The 15,411-nt window shown below is 35.1% G+C and carries 14 protein-coding genes; 8 read left to right on the top strand and 6 right to left on the bottom strand.

Features of this window, described 5'->3' with window-relative positions; all coding sequences use genetic code 11:
- From ACFS5J_RS00235 to ACFS5J_RS00225, 3 genes are all read left to right on the top strand, one after another.
- The coding region (locus ACFS5J_RS00235) for a T9SS type B sorting domain-containing protein (RefSeq protein WP_379809880.1) at positions 1 to 3,689 on the top strand (3,689 nt) is incomplete at its 5' end.
- Between the two features lie 49 nt (positions 3,690 to 3,738).
- Positions 3,739 to 4,647 (top strand): PorP/SprF family type IX secretion system membrane protein, encoded by a 909-nt coding sequence (locus tag ACFS5J_RS00230; protein WP_379809879.1) that lies wholly within the window; start codon positions 3,739 to 3,741, stop codon positions 4,645 to 4,647.
- Between the two features lie 11 nt (positions 4,648 to 4,658).
- Positions 4,659 to 6,569 (top strand): OmpA family protein, encoded by a 1,911-nt coding sequence (locus ACFS5J_RS00225; RefSeq protein ID WP_379809877.1) that lies wholly within the window; start codon positions 4,659 to 4,661, stop codon positions 6,567 to 6,569.
- 121 nt (positions 6,570 to 6,690) lie between these two features.
- Here the strand turns inward: ACFS5J_RS00225 and ACFS5J_RS00220 are convergent, their stop codons facing one another.
- The 6 genes from ACFS5J_RS00220 to pyrR all read right to left on the bottom strand — a co-directional run bounded on the left by ACFS5J_RS00220 (position 6,691) and on the right by pyrR (position 10,899).
- On the bottom strand, positions 6,691 to 7,182 hold the full coding sequence (locus ACFS5J_RS00220) for a CAP domain-containing protein (RefSeq protein WP_379809876.1): 492 nt from the start codon (positions 7,180 to 7,182) through the stop codon (positions 6,691 to 6,693).
- A gap of 168 nt (positions 7,183 to 7,350) precedes the next feature.
- A complete protein-coding gene (gene pdxH / locus ACFS5J_RS00215) occupies positions 7,351 to 7,995 on the bottom strand; it encodes a pyridoxamine 5'-phosphate oxidase (protein ID WP_379809875.1) in 645 nt (214 codons plus the stop codon).
- Positions 7,996 to 8,102: 107 nt separating this feature from the next.
- Positions 8,103 to 9,008 carry a ribonuclease Z gene (locus ACFS5J_RS00210; RefSeq protein ID WP_379809874.1) on the bottom strand — a complete coding sequence of 302 codons (906 nt, stop codon included), beginning with the start codon at positions 9,006 to 9,008 and terminating at the stop codon, positions 8,103 to 8,105.
- A gap of 31 nt (positions 9,009 to 9,039) precedes the next feature.
- Positions 9,040 to 9,372 carry a ribonuclease Z gene (locus ACFS5J_RS00205; protein WP_379809872.1) on the bottom strand — a complete coding sequence of 111 codons (333 nt, stop codon included), beginning with the start codon at positions 9,370 to 9,372 and terminating at the stop codon, positions 9,040 to 9,042.
- A gap of 28 nt (positions 9,373 to 9,400) precedes the next feature.
- Positions 9,401 to 10,330, bottom strand: coding sequence for an aspartate carbamoyltransferase catalytic subunit (locus ACFS5J_RS00200; protein WP_379809871.1), 930 nt, complete (start codon positions 10,328 to 10,330; stop codon positions 9,401 to 9,403).
- Between the two features lie 23 nt (positions 10,331 to 10,353).
- The gene (gene pyrR, locus ACFS5J_RS00195; protein ID WP_379809870.1) at positions 10,354 to 10,899 is read right to left on the bottom strand and encodes a bifunctional pyr operon transcriptional regulator/uracil phosphoribosyltransferase PyrR; all 546 of its coding nucleotides are present in this window, start codon (positions 10,897 to 10,899) and stop codon (positions 10,354 to 10,356) included.
- Positions 10,900 to 11,141: 242 nt separating this feature from the next.
- Between pyrR and ACFS5J_RS00190 the strand changes: the two genes are divergently transcribed.
- The 5 genes from ACFS5J_RS00190 to ACFS5J_RS00170 all read left to right on the top strand — a co-directional run bounded on the left by ACFS5J_RS00190 (position 11,142) and on the right by ACFS5J_RS00170 (position 15,387).
- Positions 11,142 to 12,008 carry a hypothetical protein gene (locus ACFS5J_RS00190; protein WP_379809869.1) on the top strand — a complete coding sequence of 289 codons (867 nt, stop codon included), beginning with the start codon at positions 11,142 to 11,144 and terminating at the stop codon, positions 12,006 to 12,008.
- A 98-nt stretch (positions 12,009 to 12,106) separates the two neighbouring features.
- Positions 12,107 to 12,700 carry a Crp/Fnr family transcriptional regulator gene (locus tag ACFS5J_RS00185; protein WP_379809868.1) on the top strand — a complete coding sequence of 198 codons (594 nt, stop codon included), beginning with the start codon at positions 12,107 to 12,109 and terminating at the stop codon, positions 12,698 to 12,700.
- Positions 12,701 to 12,778: 78 nt separating this feature from the next.
- Entirely contained in the window at positions 12,779 to 13,657 is an 879-nt protein-coding gene (locus ACFS5J_RS00180) for a pirin family protein (RefSeq protein ID WP_379809867.1), read from the top strand.
- A gap of 117 nt (positions 13,658 to 13,774) precedes the next feature.
- Positions 13,775 to 14,488 (top strand): pirin family protein, encoded by a 714-nt coding sequence (locus tag ACFS5J_RS00175; protein ID WP_379809866.1) that lies wholly within the window; start codon positions 13,775 to 13,777, stop codon positions 14,486 to 14,488.
- Between the two features lie 11 nt (positions 14,489 to 14,499).
- Positions 14,500 to 15,387, top strand: a complete 888-nt coding sequence (locus ACFS5J_RS00170; RefSeq protein WP_379809865.1) for a pirin family protein — start codon at positions 14,500 to 14,502, stop codon at positions 15,385 to 15,387.
- Positions 15,388 to 15,411: the final 24 nt, after the last annotated feature.

Here is a 15,411-nt window from a genome sequence, read left to right as displayed (position 1 = left end):
AAGCTGTAAACCAAACCGTAGAATGTGATGGTAATGGTAACATTGCCGATCTTAATGCGTGGTTAGTAGCTAATGGTGGTGCTTCCTCTTCAGATGATTGTTCGTCTGTGACTTGGTCGAACGACTTTACTACGCTTTCAGATCTATGTGGTGCTACTGGTTCAGCTACTGTAACCTTTACCGCTACGGATGATTGTGGTAACGCTAGCTCAACTACAGCTACATTCACCATTCAAGATACTACTGCGCCAACTTTAATTACACAAGCTGTAAACCAAACCGTAGAATGTGATGGTAATGGTAACATTGCCGATCTTAATGCGTGGTTAGTAGCTAATGGTGGTGCTTCCTCTTCAGATGATTGTTCGGCTGTGACTTGGTCTAACGACTTTACTACGCTTTCAGATCTATGTGGTGCTACAGGTTCGGCTACTGTAACCTTTACCGCTACTGATGATTGTGGAAACAGCTCGACTACTTCGGCTACTTTCACTATTCAAGATACTACTAACCCAGTTATCGACACGATGGCAACGGATTTAACCGTAGAATGTGACGGTGCTGGTAACTCAGCTCAATTAAACAATTGGTTAACTTCTAACGGTGGTGCTATTGCTTCTGATGTGTGTGGTGGAGTAACTTGGTCTAATGACTTCTCTAATCTTTCAGGAGACTGTGGAGCTAGTGGAAATGTTACAGTGACTTTCACCGCTACCGATGACTGTGGTAATTTTAGTGTGACTACTGCAACATTATCAATAAATGATAATACACCTCCAACAATCGATACAGCGGCTGTGGATTTAGTAGTAGAATGTAATGGCGCTGGAAACACAGCGGAATTAAATGCTTGGTTAGCAGCTAATGGTAATGCTCTAGCTTCTGATTCCTGTTCGAATGTAACTTGGTCTAACGATTTTACTACACTTTCGGATCTATGTGGTGCTACAGGTTCCGCAACTGTAACCTTTACGGCTACGGATGATTGTGGAAACAGCTCGACTACTTCAGCAACCTTCACTATTCAAGATACAACTAACCCAGTTATCGACACGATGGCTGCGGATTTAACAGTAGAATGTGACGGTGCTGGTAACTCAGCTCAATTAAACAATTGGTTAACTTCTAACGGTGGTGCTATTGCTTCTGATGTTTGTGGTGGAGTAACTTGGTCAAATGACTTTACTACGCTTTCGGATCTATGTGGTGCTACAGGTTCCGCAACTGTAACCTTTACGGCTACGGATGATTGTGGTAATACTAGCTCAACAACGGCTACTTTTACTATTCAAGATACTACTGCGCCAACTATTGATACTTTGGCAACAGATTTAGTAGTAGAATGTGATGGCGCTGGAAACACAGCGGAATTAAATGCTTGGTTGGCGACTAATGGAGGTGCTGTTGCATCGGATATGTGCGGTGGGGTGACATGGACAAATGATTTTACTATGCTTTCTGATGATTGTGGCTCAACTGGTTCAGCTATAGTAACCTTTACGGCTACCGATAATTGTGGTAATATCCGAACAGTACCGGCAACCGTCACCATTCAAGATACTACTCCACCAGCTATTGATACTTTGGCAACAAATTTAGTAGTAGAATGTGATGGGGCTGGAAACACTGCTGAATTAAATGCTTGGTTGGCGGCTAATGGTAACGCTCTAGCTTCTGATACTTGTTCGAACGTAACGTGGTCTAACGATTTTACTGCACTTTCGGATCTATGTGGTGCTACTGGTTCGGCTACTGTAACCTTTACGGCTACTGATGATTGTGGTAATACTAGCTTAACTACGGCTACTTTTACTATTCAAGATACTACTAACCCAGTTGTCGACACGGTGGCTGCAGATCTAACAGTAGAATGTGACGGTGCTGGAAATACAATAGAATTAAATGCTTGGTTGACGGCTAATGGTAATGCTCTAGCTTCTGATACCTGTTCGAATGTAACATGGTCAAATGACTTCACTGCACTTTCGGATCTATGTGGTGCTACTGGTTCGGCAACCGTAACCTTTACGGCGACTGATGATTGTGGTAACACTAGCTCAACTACGGCTACTTTTACTATTCAAGATACTACTCCACCAACTATTGATACTTTGGCAACAAATTTAGTAGTAGAATGTGATGGCGCTGGAAACACAGCGGAATTAAATGCTTGGTTGATGGCTAATGGTAATGCTCTAGCTTCTGATACCTGTTCGAATGTAACATGGTCAAATGACTTTACTATGCTTTCTGATGATTGTGGTCAGACAGGTTCAGCTACTGTAACGTTTACCGCTACTGATGATTGTGGTAATATCCGAACAGTACCGGCAACCTTCACCATTCAAGATACCACTCCACCAACTATTGATACCTTGGCAACAGATTTAGTAGTAGAATGTGATGGCGCTGGAAACACAGCGGAATTAAATGCTTGGTTGGCGACTAATGGTAATGCTCTAGCTTCTGATACCTGTTCGAATGTAACATGGTCAAATGACTTTACTGTGCTTTCTGATGATTGCGGTCTGACAGGTTCAGCTACAGTAACCTTTACGGCTACGGATGATTGTGGCAACACTAGTTCAACTACAGCTACATTCACTATTCAAGATACAACAAGTCCAGTATTTACTTCTATACTTCCTGATAACGAATCAGCTTCTTGTGATGCAATTCCTGCTGCTGCAACACTTACAGGTAGTGACGATTGCTCTACTTCTGTTAGTATTGATATGACAGAAGATATCATTACAACTGGATCAAGCTGTCCTGGTGAATATGAAATTGTTAGAATTTGGACTGTGACTGACGAGTGTGGTAATTTTGATACACATACTCAAATAATAAGTGTTTACGATGATACACCTCCAACATTAGTAACTCCTTTGGATACAGAAATTACTACTGTTTGTTCTGCAATTCCAGAAATACCTGAATTGGTATTCGAAGATAACTGTTCGGGTATAAATGAAGTCGTATATGAAGATGATACTACATTTATATCAATGTACAATTACATTATAACACGCAAATGGACTGTTGATGACAATTGTGGTAATGTTTCAGAATTTACACAAACCATAAATGTTAATGTTGTATCTCCTTTTCAAGCTGCAACATATAGTGCTTGTAAAACAGAAAGTAGAAGTATCAACTTACTAGACATATTAAGAGAGTTAATTGGTGAATTTATTGAAGCAAACGGTGAATGGATTGATGTCAACGGTACAGGAGCTTTATTAGGTGATAACTTTACCATTGCAGATTTAATTAACGGATACTATACTTTACAATATATCATTAACACCGAAAATAATCCATGCCCTAAGAAATATGAAGTCTATGTAAATGTTAATGAACAATGTTTGGTTTTACCAGCATGTTCTGTAGAAGTATATAATGCTGTTTCGCCAAATAACGATGGAGCAAATGATTATTTCTTTATTGACGGTATTGAATGTTATCCAGACAATACTGTTGAAATTTACAATAGATGGGGAATATTAGTATATGAAGCAACCGGTTATGACAACAATGCAATTTCTTTCAAAGGTTATTCTGAAGGAAGAACTACATTGAGTCAAAATGAAACTTTACCGGATGGAACCTATTTTTACGTCTTAAAATATAAAGATGACGAAAATGTGATGCATGATAAATCAGGTTATTTATATTTGGATAAATAATATGATACTGAAACTAATATGATACATTTATAAATTAAAAGAAATAGTCATGAAAAAAATATATATCCTTTTTACATTAATTTTAGCCCATGCACTTTGTATCGCGCAACAAGACTCGCAGTATACCAACTACATGTACAACACTATAAGTGTAAACCCTGCTTATGCAGGTTCTAGAGACGCTTTTAGTATATTTCTATTACACCGTACACAATGGGTGGGCCTAGATGGAGCTCCAGTAACCAATAATGCTTCTTTGAATACTCCTATTGGTGATTCCAACTTCGGTATTGGTTTATCTTTCGTAAATGACAGAATTGGTCCAAGTACAGAAAATACAATTTCTGCAGATTTGGCTTATTTTATTCAAATATCACCAAGTTATAAACTTTCATTAGGTTTAAAAGGAACTGCAAACATTTTCAATCTTGATGTAAACAAATTGAACATTTACAACACGAATGATCCACAATTCCAAAATTTTGATTCAGAATTTAATCCAAATATTGGAGCAGGTGCCTATTTATTCTCTGATAACACTTATGTAGGATTGTCAGTACCGAATATGTTTGAAAGTAAACATTATAATGATAATGATGTTGCAATTACAAAGGAAAAAATGCACTTTTATTTGATAGCTGGTCATGTATTTGAGTTTAGTCCGAACTTCAAATTTAAACCTGCATTTCTAGCTAAAGGTGTTGAAGGCTCTCCCCTACAACTTGATCTTACGGCGAACTTTTTGTTGTATGAAAAGTTAACTTTGGGTGCTGCTTACCGTTGGGATTCAGCAGTGAGTGGTCTTATAGGATTCCAAATTAGCAATTCCATTTTTGCAGGTTATGGATACGATATGGAAACAACCAAGTTATCAAATTATAACTCGGGTTCACACGAAATATTTTTACGATTTGAGATATTTAATAATAACAGAATCAGTACTCCTCGATTCTTTTAAACCGACAGATTATGAAAGCAATATATTCAATTTTATTAACAATAGGTATTTCATGCGTAAGCTTTTCACAATCTTCGAAATTAGCTTCTGCAGATCGCAAATATGACAAATACTCTTATATAGATGCTATTGAAATTTATGAAAAAGTAGCTGAAAAAGGACATAAGTCATCTGAATTATTCAAGAAGCTTGGTAATTCCTATTATTTCAATGGCGAACTTGATAAAGCTGCAAAATGGTATGGCGATTTATTTGCTTTAAATGAAGAAGTTGAGCCAGAATACTATTTTCGATATTCTCAAGCATTAAAAGCTAATAATGTGTATGATAAAGCCAATGAATATCTAGAATTATTTTATAAAAAGTCAAATGATTCTCGTGGTAAAGCTTATGAAGCGAATAAAGATTATCTGAATGATATCGAAGCCCTTTCTTGGAAATATTCTATGGATAAAACAAGTATCAATTCAGAATATTCGGATTATGGTCCTTCGTATTTTGGCAATCAATTGCTGTTTACATCAGCTCGAAAAGAAGGCGCTTTACACAACAAGGTTCATAAGTGGACCATGCAAAACTTTACCGATTTGTATGTTGTAACAATTAATGAAGATAAAACCCTTGGAACACCAACTAATTTTTCGGAAACGATTAATTCAAAGTTTAACGAATCGTCACCTGTTTTTACTAACGATGGTAAAACCATGTACTTCACCAGAAACAATTATCTAGACGGTAAAAAAGGTAAAGATGGAGATAAGAGTACTTTGGTAAAAATTTACAAAGCGAGCTTAGTGGATAACAAATGGGATAATATTGAAGAAGTACCATTTAATAGTGATAATTACAGTACCGCTCACCCTAGTTTGAGCGCTGATAATAAATACATGTATTTTGCATCTGATATGCCAGGTGGATTTGGAAAATCCGATATCTACAAAGTAAGTATCAATAGTGATGGTAGCTTTGGTAGTCCTGAAAATTTAGGAAATACTGTCAATACTGAAGGGCGTGAAACATTTCCATTCATTGCGTATGACAGTACACTTTATTTTGCTTCAGACGGACATTTGGGTTTAGGCGGACTTGATATTTTCGAATCAAAATCAGCATCCAATTCGTTTCAAGAACCTTTGAATTTGGGCAAACCTATTAATAGTTCAATGGATGATTTCGCATTTATAGTACGAAAAGACAAAACAGGATTTTTTACTTCAAACAGAGATGGTGGAAGTGGTTATGACGATATCTATAGCTTGAAAGTTTGTACCCAAAAACTTTTTGGAGTTGTAACCGATATCGATACAAATGAAATTCTTCCATATGCAAGTTTAAAATTATTGGATGAAAACCAAAAAGAACTTGCAGCAGCTACTGCTGATGAATTTGGTAAATATTCATTTGATATCGAATGTAATACTAAATATTACTTAAGAGCTTCTAAAGAAGAATATGAAACCAATGAAAAATCAATTACTTCAAATAAAGAAAGCGGCGAAACAGAACTTAATATGGAGTTAAAACGCAATGTCTTCCCTGTAAGTGAAGGTACTGACCTAGCCAAAATATTTGATATCAGTATTATCTATTTTGACTTAGACAAATGGAACATTAGACCCGATGCGGCAAAAGATTTACAAAAAATTGTTGAAGTCATGAAACAATATCCTAAAATGCAAGTGGATATTCGTTCACATACTGATAGTCGTCAGACACATGCTTATAACGAACGTTTATCGGAAAGAAGAGCAAAATCAACTTTAGAATTCATGGTTAAAAATGGTATTGAAAGAGAACGTTTGACAGCAAAAGGTTATGGTGAAACACAGTTGGTTAACGGCTGTTCGGATGGTGTTTCATGTTCAGAGGCGGAACATCAAAAAAACAGACGTAGTGAGTTTATAGTAATTAAAATGGATTAGTTCTACCTCTACTCTCTAATTCATTTAATGGCCCCTACAAATTGTATTTGTAGGGGTTTTTAAATAAAAAAAGACATCCATTACGATGTCTTTCCTTTCTATATGTACTATCACAACTTGTTTATTTACGAATAAACATATTGGTATAATACTTTCTACCCTCTAAGTCTTTTTTAATAGATACTCCAAAATGAGTATAATCACCATCTAAATTGGCTTTATGCCCTTCACTTTCAGTCCAAGCAGTTAGAGCTGCTTCAGGAGACGAATACCCAAATGCAATGTTTTCTCCAACGCGTACTGCTCCTAAAACTTGTTCTAGATTGTGTCTTCTTTCTTCAAAACCTACATGATTGACCGTATTCGTTTCAATCATAAAATTGTTGTGCTCATTAGCTTTATAGGAAATATGCTCAATTATACTAAGCGTATTCAATCCATGTTCAACCCTGTAGGAATTAATTAAATCCAAAAGTTCGAGCTCCATCGCTGTGTGCACATAGTGTTGTTGGATTTCAGTCAATGTAGGTTCTTCAAACCTCTCGGTTTCAGAAGTACATGAAGTAGCAATAATAGCAATCGAGGCTAAAAATACTATTAAACATTTCTTCATAATTAATGTAATTAATGTTAATTTTTTTACTCAAAAAAAATCGTTAATCAACTTAAAACGTCGATTAAATGGTTAATAGTATATACAAATATACAATTCTATCGATAATACGCAAATATTTTCGATAAAATGTAATTCAAAATTAACATTAAGTTACATTATTTAACGCTATGGAGACAATCGATCAATTGTCCATTCAAAGTTTTCGGAAAGAGTATAACGAAGGCGATCATGTAAGCGATTTGGACGGCCTTGCCAAAATTCAACGGCTACAGGTCGTACTAAGAAACCGCCCCAAAAATCAGGTCTAGCAACCTCTTTACCTTCATATTGCAATTCTAATTCTTTAAGTTTTGATTCTAAGTATTCACGATTTGGAATTACATCACTTTGTGCAGAAACTAAAGCTCCTAATTGGCTTCCTTTTGGACGAGAAGCGAAATAATTATCTGAGTCTATTGTGGAAGTTTTTTCGGCTATTCCTTTAATAATTACTTGACGTTCCATAGAATGCCAAAAAAAGGATAAGCAAATATTCGGGTTTTCAAGTATTGCTTTTCCTTTCTCAGATTGATAATTGGTATAAAAAATAAAACCTTCTTCGTTATACTTTTTTAGAAGCACTACTCTACTCTTAGGAAAGCCATCCAACCCTATTGAAGCAACTGTCATTGCGTTTACTTCATCTACTCCACCAAAATCTTCTACTTCGTGAAACCATCTGTGAAATAGGTTTATGGGATCTTCTGGAACATTGGTTTCTAAAAGTTCGCTTTTCTCGTATGATTTTCTGTAATTACTTAAATCTGACATACTTTAATAGTTTTAAAAAGGTAAAGTTACAAAGTTGAAGTAAAATACGATTTGTTTGGGTACTAAAAAAGACAAGCCTAAAGGTATAAATAAAAAAAGTTCAACTTTTAAAAGTTAAACTCTTTTCCATCATCGGCCAACAGTATATTGGGGAATATTGTTTGACCTTCAGTTTTAAAGTGTTCTATAGAAGCATATCGCGTTGAGTAATGCCCCATAAGTAATTTTTTTACATTCGCTTTAAGTGCAATTGTTGCTGCTTGTTTTGCAGTTGTATGCATGGTTTTTTCAGCTAAATGTTCTTCAGAATCAAGAAAAGTAGTTTCGTGATATAAAACGTCAACACCTTCAATTAAAGGAATAATATTTTCATTATAAACTGTATCACTACAAAAGGCATAGGTTTTCTCTGGTTCTGGATCAAAAGTTAATTCAGCATTTGAAACTACAGTACCATCTTCTAAAGTGATATCTCCACCGTATTTAATTTTTTGGAAATAACACGTTTCAATATTATGACGCTCGACAGCTTCAATGTTTAATTTTCGCTGTTGGTTTTTTTCTTGAAATAAAAAACCGTTGGTATAAATGCGATGTTGTAAAGGAATAGTTTTTACAATTACCTTTTCATCTTCATAAATAGTTTCACTCTCCTTAGCAGTCAATTCATGAAAATATAAATTGTACCCTGTATAAGAACCCGAAGCGCGTAGTTGTAGTAAAATAAGCTCCTTGATTCCTTTAGGACCGTAAACATGTAAATCGTTAACACGATTTAACAACATAAAGGTGGAAATTAAACCGATAAGTCCGTAGAAATGATCCCCGTGTAAATGCGAAATAAAAATATGGTTGATACGCGAAAACTTAATTTTATGCTTACGCAATTGTACTTGCGTCCCTTCACCACAATCTATTAAGAACATGTGGTTCTTAATTTCTAAAACTTGGGAAGTAGGATTCGTTATAGTACGCGGTGTTGCGGCATAACAGCCTAATATTTTTACTTTCATCTTTAGGTATTCTACCTTCTTTCAATCTTTTTTAAAAACCTAAATCACGTTGGATTTCATCCATTTCTATAATATCTTGTGCTTCTAAGACAGAAGGGACAACAATTAAATAATCTGGAGTCTCATTGAAATCAATGTTCTCGGCAACTATAACTAATGATTTTTTTGATTTTTGATGTTGCTTGACCAAATTTTTAAAATTTACCAAATCATTCATACCTACTTTTTCATCATTCGAAACATCCAAAATCAAATTTTGCTTTTCAAAGGTTTTATATTCAGTCGCTATGTTCTCAATAAAAGCTTTTATATCTCCTCTTGTTTCTTTTATTATCGTCGTATGTCCTTTTTTATCTACTTTCATAAAATCATTTTTTAAATTGAACCTTACTCTATTGCTTAATTTTACTCGCTAATAAATAAATTACCGCCATTCTTACTGCTACTCCATTTTCCACTTGATCTAAAATTACAGATTGTTGCGAATCGGCAACATCAGAAGTAATTTCAACTCCCCTGTTGATTGGGCCTGGGTGCATAATTACAACCTCTTTGTCTAATGAATCTAATAATTCTTTAGTAACGCCGTATTGTTGTGCATATTCTCTTGTTGATGGAAAATAATTTACATCCAAACGTTCGTTTTGTACTCGCAACATGTTTGCTACATCTGCCCATTCCAATGCTTTACGTAAATTTGGTTCAACTTTTACTCCAAGAGACTCTACGTATTTTGGCAATAATGTTTTTGGTCCACAAACACGAACTTCAGCCCCTTGTTTCTGAAGAGCAAATATATTTGACAAGGCTACTCGTGAATGCAAGATATCTCCAACGATAACAATTTTCTTTCCTCCTACATCCCCTAATTTTTCTTTTATCGTAAAACTATCCAATAAAGCCTGTGTAGGATGTTCGTGTGCACCATCTCCTGCATTAACAATACTGGCGTTTACATTTTGTGATAAAAAATGAGCCGCTCCAGGAGCACTATGACGCATTACAACCATGTCAACTTTCATGGCTAATATATTGTTGACCGTATCAATTAAAGTCTCTCCTTTTTTAACAGAAGACTGCGCTGCTGAAAAACTCATTACATCTGCTGATAACCTTTTTTGAGCCAGTTCAAACGATAATTTGGTACGCGTACTATTTTCGAAGAAAATATTTGCAATGGTTACATCACGTAATGAAGGAACTTTTTTAATTGGTCTATTGATTACTTCTTTAAAATGATCGGCCGTTTCGAAAATTAAATCGATATCCTGCTTTGTTATATATTTTATTCCAATTAAATGATTTACAGATAACTCTTTCATTTATATCTTATGTTGCGCGTTGTTTATTTCTCGTTTGTTACTAAGTATACAGCATCTTCTTGATCTTGCTCCATCCACTTCACCACTACTTTTTCATTATTAATGGCATCTACTTGACGTCCTCTATAATCAGGCTGTATTGGCAAATGACGACTAAAACGTCTATCAATAAGTGTCAATAATTCTATTTCTGAAGGGCGACCGAAAGACTGAATTGCCGTTAAGGCTGCTCTGATACTTCTACCTGTATACAATACATCATCCACAAAAACTATTTTTTTATCTTCAAGTACTTCATTAATTTCTGTTTTATTGGCTTCTAAAGTTTTTTCCCCTCTTCTAAAATCATCTCTAAAAAAAGTAATATCTAAAAAGCCAAGTTTTACTTCATTGATATTGTATTCTTCTTTTAAAATAGTGATTAAACGCTGTGCTAGGTACTTTCCCCTTGGCTGTATACCAATCAAAACAGTATTGGAAAAATCGAGATGATTTTCAATTAATTGACATGCCAAACGATGCAGAATGATATTAACTTCTTTAGCCGTGAGTAGAACTTTTTGACCCATAAAGTAGTGTATTGTGTTTGGTGGGTAAATTTACAATATTTTTTAAAAAAAGTGACAAGAAAGAAGATAAACTATTTCATAGTAACTTAAACATTTTAACAAAAAAAGTTCCCAATTTAATAGTCCTTTATTACAATTCATCGACTAAATCAAACACCATAACGAAAAAAGTATTACATAATCGACAAATAGTTGCTTAATATATATTTTTAACACATCTATTAACAAATATTTAACCGATTATGAAAAAAATTACACATTTCAAAGAATCAATATTACCTTTAGTAGGTATGTTATTGTTTGTTTTCATTTATTCTTGTGAAACTGAAGATGGTTTTACTGCAAAATCAGCCCCAAATGCAAATGTATCCCCTATAATTATAACTAATGGAGATTATCAAACAGATTGTATTTCTACTGATACTCCATTTTATGTAACTACTCATGAATTTGTTGTCAATTATGGCAATAATACAAAAACGATTAACCTTGAATATTATAATACATTAACCGATTTTGTATTAAGAGTTAAAAGTACTAATTCTTGGAGTAATTTATTGATTGATGGAGTATCAGTGATAAATGGTGGTAATGTACCAGCTGATGAATGGCGTACTCATACTATGCCTTTAGCTTCACAATGGACTGCTGGTGACATGATTAGTTTTTCGTTAGCTATTGCAGGGGGTGGACAACAAGCTACTACAAGTATATCCTATAATTTATTTGGAGCATGTGACGAAAGTTGCTCTACTACATTTGAAGGAGAAGCTCTTGCCTGTGGCACTGATCGTCAAGCAGTGTATACTTTTATTGCTGAGGAAGACACAGAATACATTAAAATTCAAGGGGGTCTAACAAATTTTACTGGTGCAGATGCAGTAGTAACGATTGATGGAGGAGCATTAACACATACACAATGGACGCCAGGAGGCAGTTCGAATAGAGTCATAAAAGTAGAGGGTAGTGTAGCAGCTTGCGAAGTAATTACCATAACTATAGATTGGGATTCAACCAATTCTGGAGGTATTATTACTGGAGATTGGTCTGTGAAAGATGCTAACGGAAACGATTTAGCACCATCAGTACCAGGATTAAGTTGCGAATAAATTACCGCTAATTAACCAAGAAAGGCTATTCAAATTGAATAGCCTTTTTCGTTTAAAACATTTGGTTTATCTTTGGGTAAAACACTTTGTAACACCTTATGCCATTAACACAATTCAAAAAGTATCTAACAGAAAAAGCAGAATTATCAGAATCAACATATCAGGAATTATTACCGCTAGTTGAAACAAAAACAATTGATAAAGGTGACATGTTGCTAACAGCAGGACAAATCTGTAATTATTCTTTTTTTGTTGAATCTGGTTTACTTCGGTCCTATACAATCGATCAGCAAGGTAAATACCATATAATTCAATTTGCTTCTGAAAACTGGATCATTAGTGATAGAAGTAGCATTTATTTTGACGAACCTTCTGATTTTTATATAGATGCTATTGAACCGACAACTGTGGTATTCTTGAACCAAAACTTTATTTCTAAAGCATGTGAATTAAGTGAAAGTTATCGCGTTTTCAATGATAAAGCACTCCAAAACCATATACGACATTTACAAAAGCGCATTAACTTATTATTAGGCGCCAATGCAGAAACACGTTATTTGGATTTCATACAACTTTACCCTGATATGCTATTACGAGTTCCACAATGGATGATTGCTTCTTATTTGGGTATTATGCCCGAAAGTTTGAGTCGGGTACGAAAAGAATTAGCCAAACGTAACTTCAAACCTTAAAATACGTTCCTAACATACATCAATGAAATTGGAATAATTCAATAGTAACTTTGTACTACAATCTTAAAAGATATAATTATGGCAACTAAAAATATTGAATTAATTATCGCTCCTCCAACACCGCATTTTGTTGGAGATGGTTTTAGAGTTCACAACTTTATTCCAAGTGCCTATCATTTGGACATGGAACGTATGAATCCATTCCTAATGTTGGATTACAACTCTAAACATTTTTTTGCCCCATCTGACACTCCTAGAGGTGTTGGCGTTCATCCTCATAGAGGATTTGAAACTATAACCATTGCCTACAAAGGTAAAGTAGCGCATCATGATAGTGCTGGAAATAGTGGTGTCATCGGAGAGGGAGATGTACAATGGATGACAGCAGCTTCGGGTATATTACATAAAGAATATCACGAGAAGGAGTTTAGCAAAAATGGTGGAGATTTTCAAATGGTACAACTTTGGGTTAACTTGCCTGCAAAAGACAAAATGTCACCACCAAAATACCAAGGCATTCGCAATGAAGAAATTAACAAAGTAATTTTACCTAATAATGCCGGAATTGTTGAAGTAATTGCGGGTGAATTTGAGAATACAAAAGGAACTGCTAATACCTTTACCCCTGTACATTTGCAAAATGCCAAATTAAACAAAGGCGGAAAAGTAAACTTTCATTTTCCTGCACACTTTAATACCGGTCTAGTAGTTATAGAAGGCTCTATAAAAATTAATGACGCGGAAATCGCTCCTACAGACCATTTTGTACTTTTTGAAAACAAAGGTGAAGATTTTACAATTGAAGCATTAGAAAATGCTATTGTTTTGATTTTGAGTGGCGCACCTATACTAGAGCCAATAGTAGCACATGGTCCTTTTGTCATGAACACCAGAGAAGAGATTATTCAAGCATTTAACGATGTTAATATGGGAAAATTTGGTTATTTAGAAGATTAAATTATGAAACGTGCTACTTTTATTCAGTCACTTGTATCAATAGGCTTTTTAAGTCCCCTGCTCCCTTTTCTCTCCAATTCAAACAAAATTAAATCCCAATCTAATACCACAAACAATATGAAATCCATTTTACATAAAGCCAATTCACGTGGAAATGCGAATCACGGATGGCTACAATCGTATCATACTTTCAGCTTTGCAAATTATCATAATCCTGACCGAATGAATTTTGGCGTTTTACGTGTATTAAACGATGATACCGTAGCTGCAGGTATGGGTTTTGGAACCCATCCACATAACAACATGGAAATTATTTCCTTACCTTTAAGTGGTGCTTTAAAACACCAAGACAGTATGGGTAATGTTGCTGTCATAAAGGAAGGTGAAATTCAAGTTATGAGTGCAGGAACTGGAGTTTTCCATAGTGAACACAATAACAGTGAACAAAATGAAGTAAAATTTTTACAAATTTGGGTTTTCCCAAACAAACAAAATGTAACACCTCGTTATGACCAAATTTCGTTGAAGGAATTGGAAAAACAGAATGCCTTTTACCAGGTTTTATCACCAAATGCAGATGACGCGGGTGTATGGGTGCATCAAGATGCCTGGTTTAATTTAGGCAAATTCGAAACCGGTAAAACAGACACCTACACCCTACACAACAGCAATAACGGTGTGTATGCCTTTATTTTAGAAGGAGATGTCGAAATTAACGGTCAAAGATTAGAAAAAAGAGACGGATTTGGAGTTTGGGATGTAAAGGAAATTAACCTTACTGCATTAAGTCCGAGTTATGTACTATTAATGGAAGTTCCAATGAACATTTAAAGAATTGTATTATGTCAAATATTGCAGTAATTATAGCAGAACGAGCGGCTAATATTGGAAATTTCCTTGTTGGACGACTACTACCCTTTCGCGAAAAAAGAACTGTCGGTCCTTTTGCTTTTATTGACCATATGGGGCCTGTCGCTTTAAAACAGCATCAAAATTTGGATGTACCACCACACCCACATATCGGCTTGTCTACACTTACTTATTTATTTGAAGGAAGCATGATGCATCGCGATAGTTTGGGTACAGAAATTGAAATTCAGCCAGGTGCGGTAAATTGGATGACGGCTGGAAAAGGTATTGTGCATTCCGAACGTACTCCTGATTACTTGCGAAAAAGCGATAAAACATTGCATGGATTACAAATTTGGGTTGCACTTCCAAAACATTTAGAAGATTGTGAGCCTTCGTTTTCTCATATTGAAAAAAATGACTTACCTGTTTGGAATACGCAAAATGTACATTTCAAACTTATTGCCGGAAGCGCTTTTGGTAAAACTTCACCAGTGCCTGTTCACTCACCATTGTATTTCATAGAAATTAAAAACAAAGAGGCTTGTACACTTAATATTGGAGCTAATTTATATGGAGAAAGTGCCTTGTATATCTTAAATGGAGCTATTAGAAGTAATGGTCATGAATATGGTGAAAAACAAATTTTAATAGCCAAAGACACCAAACTCTGTAGTTTTGAGATGACTGAAAATTCAACGGTTTATATTTTTGGTGGAGAACCCTTTCCAGAGGAACGCTATATTGAATGGAATTTTGTTTCTTCTAATAAAAGTAAGATTGAAAAAGCAAAAGAAGACTGGACCAACCAATTGTTTCCAAAAGTTCCCAACGAAACGGACTTTGTCCCTTTGCCTTCACCTCCAAAAGGTTTTAAATAAAAAATCCCGATTTAAATCGGGATT

It is taken from the genome of Flavobacterium chuncheonense (assembly GCF_042686145.1).
Lineage (GTDB): Bacteria > Bacteroidota > Bacteroidia > Flavobacteriales > Flavobacteriaceae > Flavobacterium > Flavobacterium chuncheonense.
The sequence above is the reverse complement of the archived record's forward strand: the minus strand, read 5'-3'. Positions and strand labels throughout refer to the sequence as shown.

What these genes read in the sequence shown, in the direction of transcription:
- ACFS5J_RS00230 (WP_379809879.1), top strand. Translation starts at nt 3,739, where the DNA reads ATGAAAAAAATATATATCCTTTTTACATTAATTTTAGCCCATGCACTT.
- ACFS5J_RS00225 (WP_379809877.1), top strand. Translation starts at nt 4,659, where the DNA reads ATGAAAGCAATATATTCAATTTTATTAACAATAGGTATTTCATGCGTA.
- ACFS5J_RS00220 (WP_379809876.1), bottom strand. Translation starts at nt 7,182, where the DNA reads ATGAAGAAATGTTTAATAGTATTTTTAGCCTCGATTGCTATTATTGCT.
- pdxH (WP_379809875.1), bottom strand. Translation starts at nt 7,995, where the DNA reads ATGTCAGATTTAAGTAATTACAGAAAATCATACGAGAAAAGCGAACTT.
- ACFS5J_RS00210 (WP_379809874.1), bottom strand. Translation starts at nt 9,008, where the DNA reads ATGAAAGTAAAAATATTAGGCTGTTATGCCGCAACACCGCGTACTATA.
- ACFS5J_RS00205 (WP_379809872.1), bottom strand. Translation starts at nt 9,372, where the DNA reads ATGAAAGTAGATAAAAAAGGACATACGACGATAATAAAAGAAACAAGA.
- ACFS5J_RS00200 (WP_379809871.1), bottom strand. Translation starts at nt 10,330, where the DNA reads ATGAAAGAGTTATCTGTAAATCATTTAATTGGAATAAAATATATAACA.
- pyrR (WP_379809870.1), bottom strand. Translation starts at nt 10,899, where the DNA reads ATGGGTCAAAAAGTTCTACTCACGGCTAAAGAAGTTAATATCATTCTG.
- ACFS5J_RS00190 (WP_379809869.1), top strand. Translation starts at nt 11,142, where the DNA reads ATGAAAAAAATTACACATTTCAAAGAATCAATATTACCTTTAGTAGGT.
- ACFS5J_RS00185 (WP_379809868.1), top strand. Translation starts at nt 12,107, where the DNA reads ATGCCATTAACACAATTCAAAAAGTATCTAACAGAAAAAGCAGAATTA.
- ACFS5J_RS00180 (WP_379809867.1), top strand. Translation starts at nt 12,779, where the DNA reads ATGGCAACTAAAAATATTGAATTAATTATCGCTCCTCCAACACCGCAT.
- ACFS5J_RS00175 (WP_379809866.1), top strand. Translation starts at nt 13,775, where the DNA reads ATGAAATCCATTTTACATAAAGCCAATTCACGTGGAAATGCGAATCAC.
- ACFS5J_RS00170 (WP_379809865.1), top strand. Translation starts at nt 14,500, where the DNA reads ATGTCAAATATTGCAGTAATTATAGCAGAACGAGCGGCTAATATTGGA.